General features: G+C 61.5%; 15 protein-coding genes. 2 read left to right on the top strand and 13 right to left on the bottom strand.

Annotated elements, in window-relative coordinates; translation table 11 throughout:
• Nucleotides 1-6 precede the first annotated feature (6 nt).
• A complete protein-coding gene (locus tag D8U71_RS11185; RefSeq protein ID WP_024011747.1) occupies nt 7-411 on the top strand; it encodes a DUF4398 domain-containing protein in 405 nt (134 codons plus the stop codon).
• Between the two features lie 55 nt (nt 412-466).
• Nucleotides 467-1,255 (top strand): OmpA family protein, encoded by a 789-nt coding sequence (locus D8U71_RS11180; protein WP_024011746.1) that lies wholly within the window; start codon nt 467-469, stop codon nt 1,253-1,255.
• Nucleotides 1,256-1,491: 236 nt separating this feature from the next.
• Here D8U71_RS11180 and D8U71_RS11175 read toward each other — a convergent pair whose 3' ends face one another.
• The 13 genes from D8U71_RS11175 to D8U71_RS11115 form a co-directional block, all read right to left on the bottom strand.
• Complete coding sequence (locus D8U71_RS11175; protein ID WP_125927847.1) at nt 1,492-1,821, bottom strand: hypothetical protein; 330 nt, start codon at nt 1,819-1,821, stop codon at nt 1,492-1,494.
• Nucleotides 1,818-2,723 (bottom strand): alpha/beta hydrolase, encoded by a 906-nt coding sequence (locus D8U71_RS11170; protein ID WP_125927849.1) that lies wholly within the window; start codon nt 2,721-2,723, stop codon nt 1,818-1,820. The genes D8U71_RS11175 and D8U71_RS11170 overlap by 4 nt, the downstream gene beginning before the upstream one ends.
• 152 nt (nt 2,724-2,875) lie before the next feature.
• Nucleotides 2,876-4,126 (bottom strand): flavohemoglobin expression-modulating QEGLA motif protein, encoded by a 1,251-nt coding sequence (locus D8U71_RS11165; protein WP_166554750.1) that lies wholly within the window; start codon nt 4,124-4,126, stop codon nt 2,876-2,878.
• A 221-nt stretch (nt 4,127-4,347) separates the two neighbouring features.
• The gene (locus D8U71_RS11160) at nt 4,348-5,061 is read right to left on the bottom strand and encodes a TetR family transcriptional regulator (protein WP_016771505.1); all 714 of its coding nucleotides are present in this window, start codon (nt 5,059-5,061) and stop codon (nt 4,348-4,350) included.
• 105 nt (nt 5,062-5,166) lie between these two features.
• Nucleotides 5,167-6,669, bottom strand: coding sequence for a lysine--tRNA ligase (lysS, locus tag D8U71_RS11155; protein WP_024011743.1), 1,503 nt, complete (start codon nt 6,667-6,669; stop codon nt 5,167-5,169).
• Nucleotides 6,670-6,748: 79 nt separating this feature from the next.
• Nucleotides 6,749-7,844, bottom strand: a protein-coding gene (gene prfB / locus D8U71_RS11150) for a peptide chain release factor 2 (protein ID WP_099758102.1) whose coding sequence is annotated in 2 segments (ribosomal slippage) — nt 6,749-7,771 and nt 7,773-7,844 — 1,095 coding nt in all. Because the reading frame shifts where the segments join, the coding sequence is not laid out codon by codon here.
• 308 nt (nt 7,845-8,152) lie between these two features.
• Nucleotides 8,153-9,154 carry a PleD family two-component system response regulator gene (locus D8U71_RS11145; protein ID WP_024011741.1) on the bottom strand — a complete coding sequence of 334 codons (1,002 nt, stop codon included), beginning with the start codon at nt 9,152-9,154 and terminating at the stop codon, nt 8,153-8,155.
• 48 nt (nt 9,155-9,202) lie between these two features.
• On the bottom strand, nt 9,203-10,213 hold the full coding sequence (locus D8U71_RS11140; protein WP_125927852.1) for a chemotaxis response regulator protein-glutamate methylesterase: 1,011 nt from the start codon (nt 10,211-10,213) through the stop codon (nt 9,203-9,205).
• Nucleotides 10,210-12,480 (bottom strand): hybrid sensor histidine kinase/response regulator, encoded by a 2,271-nt coding sequence (locus D8U71_RS11135; protein WP_123443069.1) that lies wholly within the window; start codon nt 12,478-12,480, stop codon nt 10,210-10,212. The genes D8U71_RS11140 and D8U71_RS11135 overlap by 4 nt, the downstream gene beginning before the upstream one ends.
• Nucleotides 12,477-13,160, bottom strand: coding sequence for a chemotaxis protein CheW (locus D8U71_RS11130; RefSeq protein WP_122699373.1), 684 nt, complete (start codon nt 13,158-13,160; stop codon nt 12,477-12,479). The genes D8U71_RS11135 and D8U71_RS11130 overlap by 4 nt, the downstream gene beginning before the upstream one ends.
• Nucleotides 13,157-14,431 (bottom strand): CheR family methyltransferase, encoded by a 1,275-nt coding sequence (locus D8U71_RS11125; RefSeq protein WP_125927854.1) that lies wholly within the window; start codon nt 14,429-14,431, stop codon nt 13,157-13,159. Before D8U71_RS11125 ends, D8U71_RS11130 begins: the two co-directional genes overlap by 4 nt.
• Entirely contained in the window at nt 14,428-14,964 is a 537-nt protein-coding gene (locus tag D8U71_RS11120) for a chemotaxis protein CheW (RefSeq protein ID WP_110600177.1), read from the bottom strand. The genes D8U71_RS11125 and D8U71_RS11120 overlap by 4 nt, the downstream gene beginning before the upstream one ends.
• On the bottom strand, nt 14,964-16,586 hold the full coding sequence (locus tag D8U71_RS11115) for a methyl-accepting chemotaxis protein (RefSeq protein ID WP_024011735.1): 1,623 nt from the start codon (nt 16,584-16,586) through the stop codon (nt 14,964-14,966). Before D8U71_RS11115 ends, D8U71_RS11120 begins: the two co-directional genes overlap by 1 nt.
• Nucleotides 16,587-16,850: the final 264 nt, after the last annotated feature.

Here is a 16,850-nt window from a genome sequence, read left to right as displayed (position 1 = left end):
TGCCTAATGGAGTTGAAGACCATGAAAACCCAAACCTCGTTTTCCCACCTGCGCGGTCTGAAACTGGCCGCTCTGGCCATCGGCACCAGCTTCGTATTGGCCGGTTGCGCCGGTAATCCTCCGACCGAGCAGTACGCCGTGACCCAATCGGCCGTCAACAGCGCCGTCAGCGCTGGCGGTACCGAGTTCGCTGCGGTGGAAATGAAGCAGGCTCAGGACAAGCTGAAACAAGCTGAAATCGCCATGCACGACAAGAAGTATGACGAGGCCCGTCGCCTGTCCGAACAGGCTGAATGGGACGCTCGCGTCGCTGAACGCAAGGCTCAGGCCGCCAAGGCCGAACAGGCTGTGAAGGATTCCCAGAAAGGTGTTCAGGAACTGCGTCAGGAAAGCCAGCGCACTGTGCAGTAAGCGCGCATCCCGACCGCAAAGCTGAAACTCTTACCGATAGAAAGGACGACAAATTATGCGTAAGCAACTGATGATTCCCGCTCTTCTGGCCGCAAGCGTTGCACTGGCTGCCTGCTCCACCCCGCCTAACCCGAACCTGGAACAGGCGCGCACCAACTACGCCGGCCTGCAGGCCAACCCACAGGCGAGCAAAGTCGCGGCACTGGAAACCAAAGACGCCAGCGATTACCTGGACAAGGCCGACAAGGCTTATCTGGACAAGGAAGACGCCGCCAAGGTTGACCAACTGGCTTACCTGACCAACCAGCGCGTCGAAGTGGCCAAGCAGACAATCGCTCTGCGCACCGCTGAAAACAACCTGAAAAACGCCGCAGCCCAACGTGCCCAGGCCCGTCTGGATGCCCGTGACCAGCAGATCAAACAGCTGCAGGACAGCCTCAACGCCAAGCAGACCGATCGCGGCACGCTGGTGACTTTCGGTGACGTGCTGTTCGCCACCAACAAGGCTGATCTGAAATCCAGCGGCCTGGTGAACATCAACAAACTGGCGCAATTCCTTCAGGAAAACCCGGATCGCAAAGTGATCGTCGAGGGTTACACCGACAGCACCGGCACCGCGAGCTACAACCAGTCGCTGTCCGAGCGCCGCGCAACTTCCGTGCAGATGGCTCTGATCAAGATGGGCGTCGATCCTTCGCGCATCGTCGCTCAGGGTTATGGCAAGGAGTACCCGGTAGCGGATAACGGCAGCGTCTCGGGCCGTGCGATGAACCGTCGTGTGGAAGTGACCATTTCCAACGACAACCAGCCAGTAGCACCGCGTTCTTCGGTGAGCTCGAACTAAGCTTCACCCGGTAACGCAAAAGCCCCGCCTGACTTGATCAGGCGGGGCTTTTTTTGTGGGATCAGACATCGTAGCCCCTCACCCCAGCCCTCTCCCGAGGGAGAGGGAGCCGATTTGTGCCGCTTTCAAAACTTGTGTTCGGCGCAATGGATCAGGTCGACGTAGCTTAAACAAACACCTCGGTCAGTCCCCTCTCCCTCTGGGAGAGGGTTAGGGTGAGGGCTGAACCTGCAGAATCACTTCTCGAGTTTCTGCGGAGTATCTTCGCCCATACACCGCACAGCTTTTTTCTGCGCGTTGATCAACACCCCGGTCAACCCTTTCTGTTCGGTATCGAACAGCACCAGCACGCCATCGATGCACTGCGCCACTTGCGGCGCGGGTGTCAGCGAGACTTTGTAGTCCTCGCCCGGCACGGTCTTGAGCATGGTGAATTCGCTGAGCAGCAACGCATCCTCCGGCTTGGCAAAATGCAGGTAGCCGTAGTACCACAGCGCCCCGACGGTGCCGAGGATGCTGCAGATACCGGTGATGATCAGTGGGATGGCGTTACGTTCTTCACTCATTGCGGACTCTCATCTTCAGAATTCGGGGCTTTCGGATAATTGGGGATTTCGCCGAGGCGGCGCAGGCCGTCGAAGTGTTCGGGGTCGTCGAGATAGCGCAGCATGACCTGACGCCACACCGGGTCGCCGAAGGTCTGCACATGACCGCCACGGGTCAGCTGCAACACGCGCGGCGGCGGCGCTGCCTGATACAGGCGAATGCCGTTGTCCATCGGCACCAGCGGATCGTCGATGCTGTGGAAGATCAGCTTCGGCACGCCGGTCAACTGCGCCATAGAGTGGATCGCGCTGTCGCCGTCCGGCACCAGCCACGACAGCGGCACCTGCAGCGGCCAGGTCAGCCACGAAGTGCTGAGGGCGAATTGGCCGACACTGCGATAACTGGCCGGCACGCCATCCAGCACCAGGGCCTTGAGTTGTTTTTGCCGCTCCGGGTGCTGCGCCAGCCAATGCACAGACATCGCGCCGCCCAGACTCTGCCCGAGCAGCACCAGCGGTTTGCCTTTGACCTCGGGCGCGTTGTCGAGCCAGGCGAACGCCGCGTCGATGTCCTGATAGATCGCCGGCAGGCTCGGCTTGCCTTCGGACAAACCGTAGCCGCGATAGTCGACCAGCAGCACCTGATAGCCGTTCTTCGGCAACCACCAGCTGCCGCCCAGATGCATCGGCAGATTGCCGCCGTTGCCGTGCAGATGCAGGACCGTGCCTTTGACCTCGACGCCAGGTTTGGCCGGCAGCCACCAGGCGTTGAGTTTCAAGCCATCAGCGGTGAGCAGGGTGACGGTGCGGTATTCGAGTTTGGCTTTGTCCGGGGTGAAGATCTGGCCCGGTTCCGGGTAGAACAGTAGCGAACTGCAACCACCGAGGGTCAAGAGCAGGCAAAGGATGCCGAGGATTCTCATCCGGTGAAACCTCGCAAAGAAGAGAACTGAACACAAATCAAACCTGTGGGAGCGAGCCTGCTCGCGAAAGCGGTGTATCAGCCGACATCAATGTTGAAGGTGAAATCGCATTCGCGAGCAGGCTCGCTCCCACAAGGGGTTCGGTGCTGGGTCTAGAGGATATTGGAGTAATCCGCCTCAATCCGGTCCAGGCTCAAATGGTTGAGGAAGTTGGAGAAACACATCCACGCCGACAACGCATTCAAGTCACGGAACTGATCCGGCAGATACTTCGGCGGCACCACCAGGCCTTCATCCACCAGTTGGCGCAAGGTCCGCATGTCTTCCAGTGTGGTCTTGCCACAGAACAACAACGGAATCTGCTCGAGCTTGCCCTTGCGCACGGCCAACTGAATGTAGTTGTAAACCATGATGAAGCCCTTGAGGTAGGACAAGTCTTTGGTGAATGGCAGACCGGTCGGCGTCGAGCCACGGAAAACCCGGCTGGCGTTGCCGTAGCTTTCGGCCATCTCGAAACCCTGCTCGCGGAAGAATTCGTAGATCTGCAAAAAGTCGGCGCCCTCTTCCACCATATGAATCGCACGGGTGCGGTTGGTCAGTTTGCGCAGGCGACTCGGGTAAGAGGCGAAGGTGATGATTTCCATCAGGATCGCCAGGCCTTCCTGGGTCACCGTCGACGAGGGCGGGCCTTTCGACAGGAACGTGCAGATCGGCTGATTCAAGCCATTGAGTGTGGTGCCGACGTGCACCAGGCCTTCGTGGACTTCCAATGCACGGACGTCGCGGTCGTTGAACAGCGCGTCGGTGCGGATCTTGATGTAGTCAGCGCCTGCGGCGGCGTCGGCGACGATGCCGTCGGACTCGAACACGCGAATGGTTTCTTCGGCCTCACCGAATACCTTGTTCAGTCGGGTCTGCAGCAGGTGCACTGCGTCTTTGGCGGTGAGGATTTTCGGCTCGTCCTTCAGATCGCCGCGTCCGTCGATGTTGTTCAGGTAGTCGGACATCATCAGGCCGAGGTCGGCCAATGTCGGGTCACCGGCGTGGAAGGCATCGGACGCCGCGCCGTACAGCTCCTGCGAGATCAGGCCGAAGTCCTCGGTGCCGCGCGCTTCGAGCATGCGCACCACCATGCGGTATTCCTTGCACATGCGCCGCATGATCTGCCCGACCGGGTTGAACTGGCCGAGCTGGCGGGTGATGTCGCGCTCGATGTTCTGGAATTCCAGTTTGACCTGGCTCGAATCGAACGACAGCGGGCGGTTGAGGTAGTAGTCGCGATCCACCGCCGGCATTTCCTTGCCCTTGGCCTTGAGGAAGCCCTTGCGCACGTTGTCGTCCCACTTGACCGCATCGAGCACGCGGATCGGCGTCTGCGCCAGCACAATGCGATCGGACAACATGCGTATCGTCTGCTGGTAATCGTCCACCCGAAACTCCTGTAGAAAACGTGACGTGCTGAAACTCAGACTTTTGATCGTTCCCACGCTCTGCGTGGGAATGTCGCCCGGGACGCGCCGCGTCCCTTTTTGCTGCGTGACGCAGAGCGTCACAGGATGCATTCCCACGCGGAGCGAGGGAACGATCATCAACGGCTCGCTCCCACAGGGTGTAGCGTGAAACGCTAGACCGACGCCAGCACCAGGTGCATATACCGCGTCAGAATCCCGAGCATGTCCTCTTCGGCCAGAGGCTCGGCGTCGTTGAGCAGGCCCTGATATTCCATCCGGCCGATAATCGCCGTCAACACCTTGGCATCCTGCTGCGGTTCGCGCGAGCCCAGTACCTGGAACAACTGGCAGGTGCCCTGCAACAGAATCTGCTGATGCGAGCGCACCAGAATGGCCAGACGCGGATTGAGCAGCGCTTCCTGGCGGAACGCCTGCTCGGCCATCAGATGTTCGCGACGGTTGATCAGTTGCCGATGCACGTAATCGGCCATCAACCGCGCTATGTCATCGGCCAATTGCGAGCGCGACTCCGGGCTGCCGTCGGCGCTGACCACCATTTCGCGCAGCAGCCCTTCATTATTGATCCACAACTTGGCCATGTACGCCGCGCTGCGTTCAACGTATTGGGCGAAGGTATCGGTGAGCAGGTCATCGATGTCCTTGAAGTAATACGTGGTCGCCGACAGCGGCACGCCGGCCTCCGCCGCGACCGCACGATGGCGCACGGCACGCACGCCGTCGCGCACGACAATGCGCATCGCGGCGTCGAGAATGTCCTGGCGACGCTGCTCACTGCCCTGTCGGCTGGCCTTGCGGCCCTGGTACTGAACACTTTCAGCGACCGCAGTGGCGATACCCGCTGCACCTTCTTGAGCTAATGCACCCATCACGACAGCACTTCCTCTACTAATGCCAAATTAACCAATTGATACATTTGTACCAGACAGGCAATAAAAAGCCGCCTGTTTTAGGCGGCTTTTTAACTGAAACGTTTACGCTTGCGGTCGCATGTGCGGGAACAGGATCACATCGCGGATCGACGGCGAGTTGGTCAGCAACATCACCAGACGATCGATGCCGATACCTTCGCCGGCGGTTGGCGGCATGCCGTACTCCAGCGCACGGACGAAGTCGGCGTCGTAGTGCATGGCTTCATCGTCGCCGGCGTCCTTGTCGGCCACCTGCGCCATGAAGCGCTCGGCCTGGTCTTCGGCGTCGTTCAACTCGGAGTAGGCGTTGGCGATTTCACGACCACCAATGAACAGCTCGAAGCGGTCGGTGACGTTCGGGTTCTCGTCGTTACGACGGGCCAGCGGCGACACTTCGAACGGGTACTGAGTGATGAAGTGCGGCTGCTCCAGCTTGTGCTCGACCAGTTCTTCGAAAATCATCACCTGCAATTTGCCCAGACCTTCGAAGCCCAGCACCTTGGCGCCGGCCTTCTTGGCGATGGCGCGAGCCTTGTCGATGTCGTTCAGATCATCGGCAGTCAGCTCAGGGTTGTACTTGAGGATCGAGTCGAACACCGACAGACGCACGAACGGCTCGCCGAAGTGGAACACTTTGTCGCCGTACGGCACGTCGGTGCTGCCCAGCACCAGCTGCGCCAGCTCGCGGAACAGTTCTTCGGTCAGGTCCATGTTGTCTTCGTAATCGGCGTACGCCTGATAGAACTCCAACATGGTGAATTCAGGATTGTGACGAGTCGAAACGCCTTCGTTACGGAAGTTGCGGTTGATCTCGAAGACTTTCTCGAAACCACCGACCACCAGACGCTTCAGATACAGCTCAGGGGCGATACGCAGGAACATTTCCATGTCCAGCGCGTTGTGGTGGGTTTCGAACGGCTTGGCTGCAGCGCCGCCGGGAATGGTCTGCAGCATCGGCGTTTCGACTTCGAGGAAGTCGCGCTTCATCAGGAAGCTGCGGATGTGCGCGATCACTTGCGAACGCACGCGGAAGGTCTGGCGCACGTCTTCGTTGACGATCAGGTCGACGTAGCGCTGGCGGTAGCGCTGTTCGGTGTCGGTCAGGCCGTGGTGCTTGTCCGGCAGCGGGCGCAGCGACTTGGTCAGCAGGCGCACGTTGGTCATTTCAACGTACAGGTCGCCTTTGCCGGAACGCGCCAGGGTGCCTTCGGCGGCAATGATGTCGCCCATGTCCCAGGTTTTCACCGCGGCCAGGGTTTCTTCGGACAGTGTCTTGCGGTTGACGTAGACCTGAATGCGCCCGGTCATGTCCTGGATCACCATGAACGAGCCACGGTTGAGCATGATGCGACCGGCAACCTTGACCGGGATTGCAGCCTCTGCCAGCTCTTCCTTGGTCTTGTCCGCGTACTGTTTCTGCAAGGCATCGCAGTAGTTGTCGCGGCGGAAGTCGTTCGGGAAGGCATTGCCCTTGGCGCGCTCGGCAGCAAGCTTTTCCTTGCGCAGGGCGATCAGGGAGTTTTCTTCCTGTTGCAGGGCTTGCGGGTCGAGTTGTAGGTCGCTCATGTCTTTAAGTATTCCATCAGGTTCGTTGCCCCCAGCCTTCGGCTGGGGATCGCGGGCGAGCCCGCTCCCACAGAGGGTGTTACAGGCCGGATTTCAGGCTGGCTTCCAGGTACTCGTCGATGTCGCCGTCGAGCACCTTGTCGCAATCGCTGCGTTCGATGTTGGTCCGCAGATCCTTGATCCGCGAGGCATCGAGCACGTAAGAGCGGATCTGGTGACCCCAGCCGATATCGGACTTGGTGTCTTCCAGCGCCTGCGAGGCCGCATTGCGCTTCTGCATTTCCTGCTCGTACAACTTGGCCCGCAGCATTTTCATCGCGGTGTCCTTGTTGGCGTGCTGGGAACGCTCGTTCTGGCAGCTGACCACGGTGTTGGTCGGTACGTGGGTGATACGTACGGCCGAGTCGGTGGTGTTTACGTGCTGACCACCGGCACCGGAGGAACGATAGGTGTCGATCCGCAGGTCTGCCGGGTTGATTTCGATTTCCACCTTGTCATCGATCTCTGGCGAGACGAAAACAGCGGAGAACGAAGTGTGGCGACGGTTGCCGGAGTCGAACGGGCTTTTGCGCACCAGACGGTGCACGCCGATCTCGGTACGCAGCCAGCCAAAGGCGTATTCGCCCTTGATGTGCACGGTCGCGCCCTTGATCCCGGCGACTTCACCGGCGGACAGTTCCATGATGGTCGCGTCGAAACCGCGTTTGTCGGCCCAGCGCAGGTACATGCGCAGCAGGATGTTGGCCCAGTCCTGCGCTTCGGTACCACCGGAACCGGCCTGGATGTCCAGGTAGGCGTTGTTCGGGTCCATTTCATGGCTGAACATGCGGCGGAATTCCAGCTTGGCCAGATTTTCCTCGAGACGGGCCAGCTCGGCGACGACATCGCCCACTGCGCCTTCGTCGTTTTCTTCGACGGCCATGTCCAGCAGGTCGCGGCAATCGGCCAGACCGCCGTTCAGTTCGTCGAGGGTGTCGACGATCTGCGCCAGCGCGGCACGCTCGCGGCCCAGCTCCTGGGCGTATTCAGGTTTGTTCCAGACACTCGGATCTTCAAGCTCGCGGTTGACCTCGGTCAGACGCTCATGCTTTTGATCGTAGTCAAAGATACCCCCGAATAGTTTCGGAGCGCTCGGACAGGTCCTTGATGGTGTTCAGGATCGGGTTGATTTCCATGACGGGCAGCACTCGTTGGCGAACTTTTGAAAGCCGGCGAGTATAACGTAAACAGGCTGTCGCGGCAGCCCGTCTGGCGGTGAATGGGCCGAGATTGCTGCCCTCACCCTAGCCCTCTCCCGGAGGGAGAGGGGACCGATCGGGGGATATTTGAAAAATACGCCGAAATAGAATGGCTTCGCCGAATCCGTGATCGCCAAGCCTGAAGATCCACAATCGCTGCGATCTCTCAGGTCGATGTCTGGCCCGAGACACCTCGGTCGGCCCCCTCTCCCTCCGGGAGAGGGCTGGGGTGAGGGCATCGGCCGTTACTCGATCCCGACCTGATTGCGCCCATTGTTCTTGGCCAGATACAACCCGCGATCCGCCGCCGAAATCAGCAGCCGGCAATCACTGCCCGCCTGCGGCACCATGGTCGCCAGACCGATGCTGATGGTCAGACTGGAACCCTCGGCCGGCGTGTTGTGCGGAATTTTCAGCGCCGCCACAGTCTGGCGCAGTTTTTCGGCCAACAGCCGCGCGCCGCCCGGCGAAGTGTTTGGCAGGACCAGCACAAACTCCTCGCCGCCATAACGCGCCGGCAGGTCCGATGGCCGCGAGCTGGCGTCACGGATGGCTGCGGCGACCTTGCGCAACGCTTCATCGCCTTCAACGTGGCCAAAACTGTCGTTGTACGACTTGAAGTAATCGACGTCGATCATCAGCAGTGAAAGCTGCGTCTGATCGCGCAACGAACGGCGCCACTCCAGTTCCAGGTACTCGTCAAAGTGACGACGGTTGGACAGCCCGGTCAGGCCATCGGAGTTCATCAGCCGTTGCAGCACCAGATTGGTGTCGAGCAACTGCTGCTGGCTGACCCGCAACGCACGGTACGCGGCGTCGCGTTGCAGCAATGTCATGTAGGAACGCGAGTGGTAGCGGATCCGCGCGACCAGTTCGATGGTGTCCGGCAGTTTCACCAGATAATCGTTGGCGCCAGCGGAAAACGCCGCGCTCTTGATCAGCGGGTCTTCCTTGGTCGAGAGGACGATGATCGGGATGTCCTTGGTCGCCGGATGATTGCGGTATTCGCGCACCAGGCTCAGGCCATCAAGGCCGGGCATCACCAGATCCTGGAGGATCACCGTCGGTTTGATCCGCACCGCCTGGGCGATGGCCTGCTGCGGGTCGGAGCAGAAGTGGAAGTCGATGTTTTCCTGATTCGACAGCCCACGGCGCACCGCTTCGCCGATCATCGCCTGATCATCCACCAACAACACCATGGCGGCGTTCTCGTCGGTTTTAATGTCGTCGATCTGTAAATCATTCATGAGCGGTCACCTGAGTACTGCGGGGGCCTGGATTGCGGAACAACCTGTTCATTTGGGGAAAATCTCCAGCAATCGTGGCGCTATCTTTTCCAGCGGGCGGATTTCCACCGCGGCATCGATCGCCGCGGCAGCCTTGGGCATGCCGTACACCGCACTGCTGTGCTGATCCTGGGCGATGGTCAAATAACCCTGCTGGCGCATGAGCTTAAGCCCTTGCGCGCCATCGCGCCCCATCCCGGTCAATAAAACCCCGACGGCGTCACCGTTCCAGTAACTGGCGACGCTCTCGAAAAACACGTCGATCGAGGGGCGATAGATCTCGTTGACCGGTTCGGCGGTGTAGGCCAGCGTGCCGTTTTTCAACAGGCGAATATGGTGATTGGTCCCGGCGAGCAGCACCGCACCACTTTGCGGCGGCTCGCCTTCGCGGGCCAGACGCACATCGAGGCCGCTGGCACTGGCCAGCCATTCGGCCATGCCGGCGGCGAACACCTGATCGACATGCTGCACCAGCACGATCGCGGCGGAAAAATCCTTCGGCAGGCCTTTGAGCAACACTTCCAGCGCCGCCGGCCCACCGGCAGACGAACCGATCGCCACCAGCCGCTGACGTGAAGGCGAACTGCGCGGCGAACTCGGCGCCGGGCGCGCACGTGGCGCCTTGTCGCCGATCAGCCAGCCGATGTTGAGGATCTTGCGCAACAACGGCGCCGCCGCTTCCTGGGCATTGCCGGCGCCAATGGCCGGCGTGTCGACCACGTCCAGCGCGCCGTGGCCCATGGCCTCGAACACGCGGTGCACGTTCTGTTGACGATCTACGGTAACGATGACAATCGCGCACGGCGTCTCGGCCATGATCCGCCGCGTGGCTTCGACGCCGTCCATGATCGGCATGATCAGGTCCATCAGAATCAGATCCGGGGTGTATTCGGCGCAGCGTTGCACCGCCTCGGCGCCGTTGCTGGCGACCCAGATCACCTGATGCGCCGGCTCGAAGGCCAACGCTCGGCGCAGAGCCTCCACCGCCAGGGGCATGTCGTTGACGATTGCGATCCTCATGTCCGCGCTCCTCCGATGAGCTCGACCACTGCATCGAGCAGGGCGTCGTCATGAAAACTGGCTTTGGCTAGATAATAGTCGGCGCCGGCATCCAGTCCACGGCGGCGGTCTTCTTCGCGATCCTTGTACGACACGACCATCACCGGCAGCGATTGCAGACGGTTGTCGCGGCGCAGCAGCGTGACCAGCTCGATGCCGTCCATGCGCGGCATGTCGATGTCGGTGATCAGCAGATCGAAGTTCTCCGAGCGCAGCGCATTCCAGCCATCCATGCCGTCCACTGCGACCGCGACGTCGTAGCCACGATTAAGCAGCAGTTTGCGTTGCAGCTCACGCACGGTCAGCGAATCGTCGACCACCAAGACTCGTTTGCGCGCCGCTTCGGCAGCTTGATTGCCGTGGCGGGCAATGCGCTCCAGGCGCCCGGTGTTGAGCAGCTTGTCCACCGAACGCAGCATGTCTTCGACATCGACGATCAGCACCACCGAGCCGTCATCGAGCAAGGCCCCGGCGGAGATGTCCTGAACCTTGCCCAGACGCTCGTCCAGCGGCAACACCACCAGCGTGCGCTCACCCACGAAGCGCTCGACCGCCACCCCATAAATCGCCTCGCGCTCGCGGATCACCACGACTTTCAGGGTAGCGCCATCGTTCTGACTGGCCGGGCGATTGAGCAACTGGCTGGCCGCAACCAGCCCGACATGCTGGCCTTCGTGCCAGAAATGCTGACGCCCTTCGACCTGCACGATGTCTTCGGGAGCCAGATCGCACATGCGTTCGATGTGCGCCAGCGGGAACGCGTAAGCCTCTTCACCGACTTCCACCACGAGGCTGCGCACCACCGAAAGCGTCAGCGGCACTTCCAGATGGAAACGGCTGCCCTCGCCCGCCGTCTGCTCCAGCACCACGGCCCCACGCAATTGGCGAACCATGTGTTGAACAGCATCCAGGCCGACGCCACGCCCGGACACCTCGGTGACCTTGTCGCGCAGGCTGAATCCCGGCAGAAACAGGAAGGTCAGCAGCTCCTCTTCGCTCAATTGCGCTGCGGTTTCGGCTGGGGATAACTGCCGCTCGACGATGCTGCGGCGGACTTTCTCCAGATCGACGCCACCGCCGTCGTCGCTCAATTCCAGCACCAGCAAACCGGCTTGGTGGGAGGCGCGCAGGCGAATCAGGCCTTCTTCGGGCTTGCCCTTGAGCAGGCGTTGCTCCGGGGTTTCGATGCCGTGATCGACAGCGTTGCGCAGCAAGTGAGTCAGCGGCGCTTCGAGCTTTTCCAGCACGTCGCGATCGACCTGGGTTTTCTCACCTTCGATCTCCAGGCGCACTTGTTTTCCAAGGCTGCGCCCGAGGTCGCGAACCATGCGCGCCTGACCGCTGAGCACGTCGGCGAACGGGCGCATGCGACAGGCCAGCGCGGTGTCATAGAGCACTTGCGCGCGCTGACTGGCCTGCCAGGCGAATTCGTCGAGTTCGGCGTTTTTCTCGCTGAGCAGTTGCTGCGACTCGGCGAGCAAACGTCGCGCATCTTCCAGCGACTCGAGCGCTTCCAGGCTCAGCGCATGCTCCTTCAGGTGCACATTGAGATTTTCCAGTGCGCGCAGGCCGTTGTTCTGCATGCGTTTGAGGCGCTGCATGGTCGCCAGATGCGGCTTGAGACGCTGGGTTTCCACCAGCGATTTGCTCGACAGATCGAGCAGGCTGTTCAGGCGCTCGGCGGTGACGCGCAAGACGCGCTCGCCGCCCTCGGTGGTGCGTTTGTTTTTACGCGGGGTCGGCTCGGCGGGCTCGTCCATGATCGGCGCTGTCGCTGTTGGCGCGGGCTCGATCTGCAACTCGGCCATTGGCGGCGTGGCAACCACAGCGGCTGGCGCCGACGGATCGAGCAGACGCCCCATCAGCGTCACGTAGGCTTCAATGTCCGCGGGTTGCGGCGCATTGGCCGGCGTGGCGATGCGCATCAGCAGGTCGGTGCCCTGCAACAACGCGTCGATGTGTTCGGGACGTAGCAACAAACGCCCTTCCTGGGCGCTGACCAGGCAATCTTCCATGACGTGGGCGACGCTGACGCCGCTGTCGATACCAACAATCCGCGCTGCGCCTTTGAGCGAGTGCGCCGCGCGCATGCACGATTCCAGTTGATCGGCCTGGGTCGGATTGCGCTCCAGCGCCAGCAGCCCGGCGCTGAGCACTTGGGTCTGGGCCTCGGCTTCGAGGCTGAACAGCTCGAGCAGCGAGGCGTCGCGCATTTGCTCGGGGGTCATGTCAGGCTCCGGGTCACGGCGGACAACAGCTGTTCTTCATCCAGCCAGCGCAGGCTGCGACCGCGATATTGCAGAACGCCACGGGTGTACTTGGCACTGGCCTGAGCACCGGACTGTGACGCCGCGTCGAGGATGCGTTCGTCGATGGCATGAATGCCGTCGACCTCGTCTACCGGCACCACCACCGGCCCGCCATGGGCAGCGATGATCAGCATGCGCGGCATGACTCGCCCGCCGCCCGCCGGCGCGACGCTGGCGCCGAGGTCGAGCAGTTCCACCAGCGACAGGCACGCGACCAGCGCGCCACGGACATTGGCCACGCCGAGCAAGGCCCGCGAGCGCTGGTGCGGCAGCGAATGTATCGCCTGCAACGGCGCGACTTCGACAAGCGTGCGCGTGGCCAGTCCGAGCCATTCCTCGCCGAGGCGAAACATCAGCAGCGAGCGGGTCTTGACGTCGATTTCGACTTTGCTGACCACTGCTTCGCGCTGGTCCTGCTGCAACGAATAGCGGTCGAGCAGGCGTGTGGCGGCGGCGGAATACACCGAGCAGTTGCGGCAGTGAATATGCTCTTCCAGCAACGGGCAGGACTTGTCGCCATGAATGCCGATGCGGTTCCAGCAATCGTCGATGGCGCGGGCGTCTTCGTGGGTAACGTTCAAGGTGTCGGACGCGCTCATCGTTTACGCTCACTGTCGGCGGTGCGCCCGCTGCGGGCGGCGCGCTCCTGCAATCGTCGGGCACCCGCCGTGTCGCCCTGAGCCTGCAGCAACGCGGCCAGGTGCATCAGCGCTTCGGGATGTTGCGGTTCGAGGTACAAGGCCTTGCGATAAAAACCCTGGGCCTCGAGGCTCAGGCCGGCGACATCGCTGAGCAGCCCGAGCCAGTAGAACACCTGCGCCACCGGCTCATGGCTGCGCAGATAGTGTTCGCACGCGGCACGGGCCTCGGCGCTTTTGCCTTCGTTGGCCAGTGCAGCGATTTGCGCCAGCAGCGTCGCGGCGTCGGGGTTGGCAGTTTTTTTCGTCACCGGCAAAGGCGTCACGGCAGCGAACGGCCGATTGCGCACTGGCGCTGGCGACGGCGCGCTGCGCATTGGTTGGCTGGCCGGCACGGCGACCGGTTTCGGCGTCGGCAGCGGTTCGGGGTGCGGCTCGCTATGACGGCTGAAAGCGAACGACTGCGGGATGCCGATCGAGCGCATGCCCAAACGCCCGAGCAGACTGCCCTCCGCCGGGCCGATAAACAGCACGCCGTCAACATGGGTCAGGCGCTTGAGCACTTCGAACACCTGCTTTTGCGTCGGCTGGTCGAAGTAGATCAGTAGGTTGCGGCAGAACACGAAATCGAAGGCTGGCTCGCTCGCCAACAGTGTCGGATCGAGGACATTGCCGACTTGCCAGCGCACCTGTTCGCGAACGTATTCGTTGACCCGGTGGCCGTCCTGCTCAGGCATGAAATGCCGATCGCGAAATTGCAGATCCTGCCCGCGAAACGAGTTCTTGCCGTAAACAGCACGGCGCGCCTTGTCCACCGACAACGGGCTGATGTCCATGCCATCGACCTTGAACTGATGCGGCTTGAGCCCGGCATCAAGCAGGGCCATGGCGATCGAATAGGGTTCTTCGCCGGTCGAGCACGGCAGGCTGAGGATGCGCAACGCGCGCATGTTGTTCAGCTCGGCGAGACGCTGACGGGCCAGTTTGCCCAAGGTGGCGAAGGATTCCGGATAACGGAAAAACCACGTTTCCGGAACGATCACCGCTTCGATCAACGCCTGCTGCTCATCCCGCGAGCCTTGCAACAGCTGCCAGTATTCGTCGGCGTGGGCGGCCTGGGACAGCGTGGTGCGCTGGCGCACGGCACGCTCGATGATCGCCGCGCCCACCGACGCGACATCGAGGCCGATGCGTTCCTTGAGGAAATCGAAAAAGCGCTGCTCACTGCTCATGGCTGCGCCTCAAGCTGCGCCGGATCACGCGGCGGATCGGGGAACAGCAAGCTGCGCACGGCGTCATCGAGCAAGTCATTGACCCGCACCCATTGCAGCAATCCCTGCGCATCTTCGCGCACCGGGCCGAGGTATGGTGCCTCGCGGTTATCGAGGCCGTAGGGCTGGAAATCTTGCGGATGACAGCGCAGCGTGTCGGTGGCCTGCTCGAGAATCAGCCCGAGCCATTGCGCTGCTTGCGCTTGATCCGGCTGATAATTGACCAGCACCAGCCGCGTGCTGGTGCGCGCCTCGGCGGGCCGGCCAAAAGTCAGCGCACTGAGGTCGATCACCGGCACCACCGCCCCGCGATAGGCGAACACCCCGGCCACCCAGTGCGGCGCCCGGGCAATCGGCTTCAACGGCAGGCGCGGCAGCACTTCGGCCACTTCGGTGGCTCGCAAGGCATAGCGCTCGCTGCCGATGCGAAACAGCAGAAACAGCGCCTGCTTCGCCACTGGCGCGGCGCCACGCTTGGCGATGATTTCGCTCATCAGACTTTGAATCGCGAAACGCCGCTGCGCAGGCCGACGGCCACCTGGCTCAGTTCGTCGATGGCGAAACTGGCCTGACGCAGCGATTCGACGGTCTGGCTGCTGGCATCGCCCAACTGCACCAGCGCATGGTTGATCTGCTCGGCGCCAGTGGCCTGGGCCTGCATCCCTTCGTTGACCATCAGCACGCGCGGCGCCAGTGCCTGCACCTGATGGATGATCTGCGACAGCTGCTCGCCGACCTGCTGCACTTCCGACATGCCCCGGCGTACTTCTTCGGAAAACTTGTCCATGCCCATCACCCCGGCCGACACCGCCGACTGGATCTCGCGGACCATCTGTTCAATGTCGTAGGTGGCCACGGCGGTCTGATCGGCCAGACGCCGGACTTCGGTGGCGACCACGGCAAAACCGCGACCGTACTCGCCGGCCTTCTCGGCTTCGATCGCCGCGTTGAGCGACAGCAGGTTGGTCTGGTCAGCCACTTTGACGATGGTCACCACCACCTGATTGATGTTGCCGGCCTTCTCGTTGAGGATCGCCAGTTTGGCGTTGACCAGATCCGCCGCACCCATGACCGAGTGCATGGTGTCTTCCATGCGTGCCAGGCCTTGCTGGCCGGAGCCGGCGAGTACCGAGGCCTGATCGGCAGCGGTGGACACTTCGGTCATGGTGCGCACCAGATCCCGCGAAGTCGCGGCGATCTCACGGGAGGTTGCGCCGATTTCGGTGGTGGTCGCTGCGGTTTCGGTGGCGGTGGCCTGTTGCTGCTTGGACGTGGCAGCGATTTCGGTCACCGAGGTGGTCACCTGCACCGAGGAGCGCTGGGCCTGGGATACCAGCGACGTCAGCTCGGTCATCATGTCGTTGAAGCCGGTTTCGACCGCGCCGAATTCGTCCTTGCGATCAAGGTTCAGGCGCGAACTCAGATCGCCGGTGCGCATGATGTCGAGGATGGTCACGATGCGGTTCATCGGCGCCATGATCGCGCGCATCAACAGCAGACCACAGAGGCCGGCGGCCAGCACCGCAACCAGCAGGGAAATGACCATGCTGACTTTGGCCGTTGCCACCGCGTCGTCGATGTTGGCCATGGCGGTATCGGCAACAACTTTGTTCTCGCCAATGATGTCGTTGAGCTTCATGCGCCCGGTGTACCACGCCGGGGTCAGCTTCTCGTTGAACAGCTTGATGGCATCGGCTTCCAGATTGCGCTTGTGCAGGTCCAGCACGGCATCCTGAATCTGCATGTAGGTATCGTGGTACTTCTCGAACAGGGCGAATTCGGATCGGTCTTCATCGGTGGCCATGGTCTTGCGATAGTTGGCCATCTGCTCTTGCAGACGCGCCTCGAACGCCTTGTAGTCGGCAGCGTCTTCACTGGAAACGCCCTGGCCATCCTTGAGGCCGAGCAGCTCCTGGGTCTGCAAATAACTGTCGACCCAAGCGCCGCGAATCATCGAGCTGTAATAGACGCCGGGGATGGCATCGTCGCGCACGCTGTTTTCACTGGCCTCGATCTTCAACAACCGCGAGTAGGACAGCACCACCATCAACAGCATGATGGCGATAATCACCGCAAAGCTCGCCAAAATGCGTTGGCGCAACGTCCAGTTCTTCACAGTGAATCCTCGTGCCTGATCGAAATGCGGGGAGTATAGCCGAGCGCGGTGTTTCATTTATAAGACGCTTTCGCTGGCAGCACTGTCCCTGGGGGAGCGAGCCTGCTCGCGAAGGCCACACCACGGTCCCGGCAAATCCCCTACTGCGCAAGAAGTTGCGCAGTAGGTCGTAATATTTCAGGGGTAAATTGCCCTGCAGCCCAAGCGGTGCAAGCCCTGCAGCCAAGTGCGCAAGAAGTTGCGCAGTACTGCGCAACTTCTTGC

It is taken from the genome of Pseudomonas sp. Sample_21 (assembly GCF_004307525.1).
Classification (GTDB): domain Bacteria; phylum Pseudomonadota; class Gammaproteobacteria; order Pseudomonadales; family Pseudomonadaceae; genus Aquipseudomonas; species Aquipseudomonas atacamensis.
Note: the sequence above shows the minus strand (reverse complement) of the source record. Positions and strands in the feature narration are given on the sequence as shown.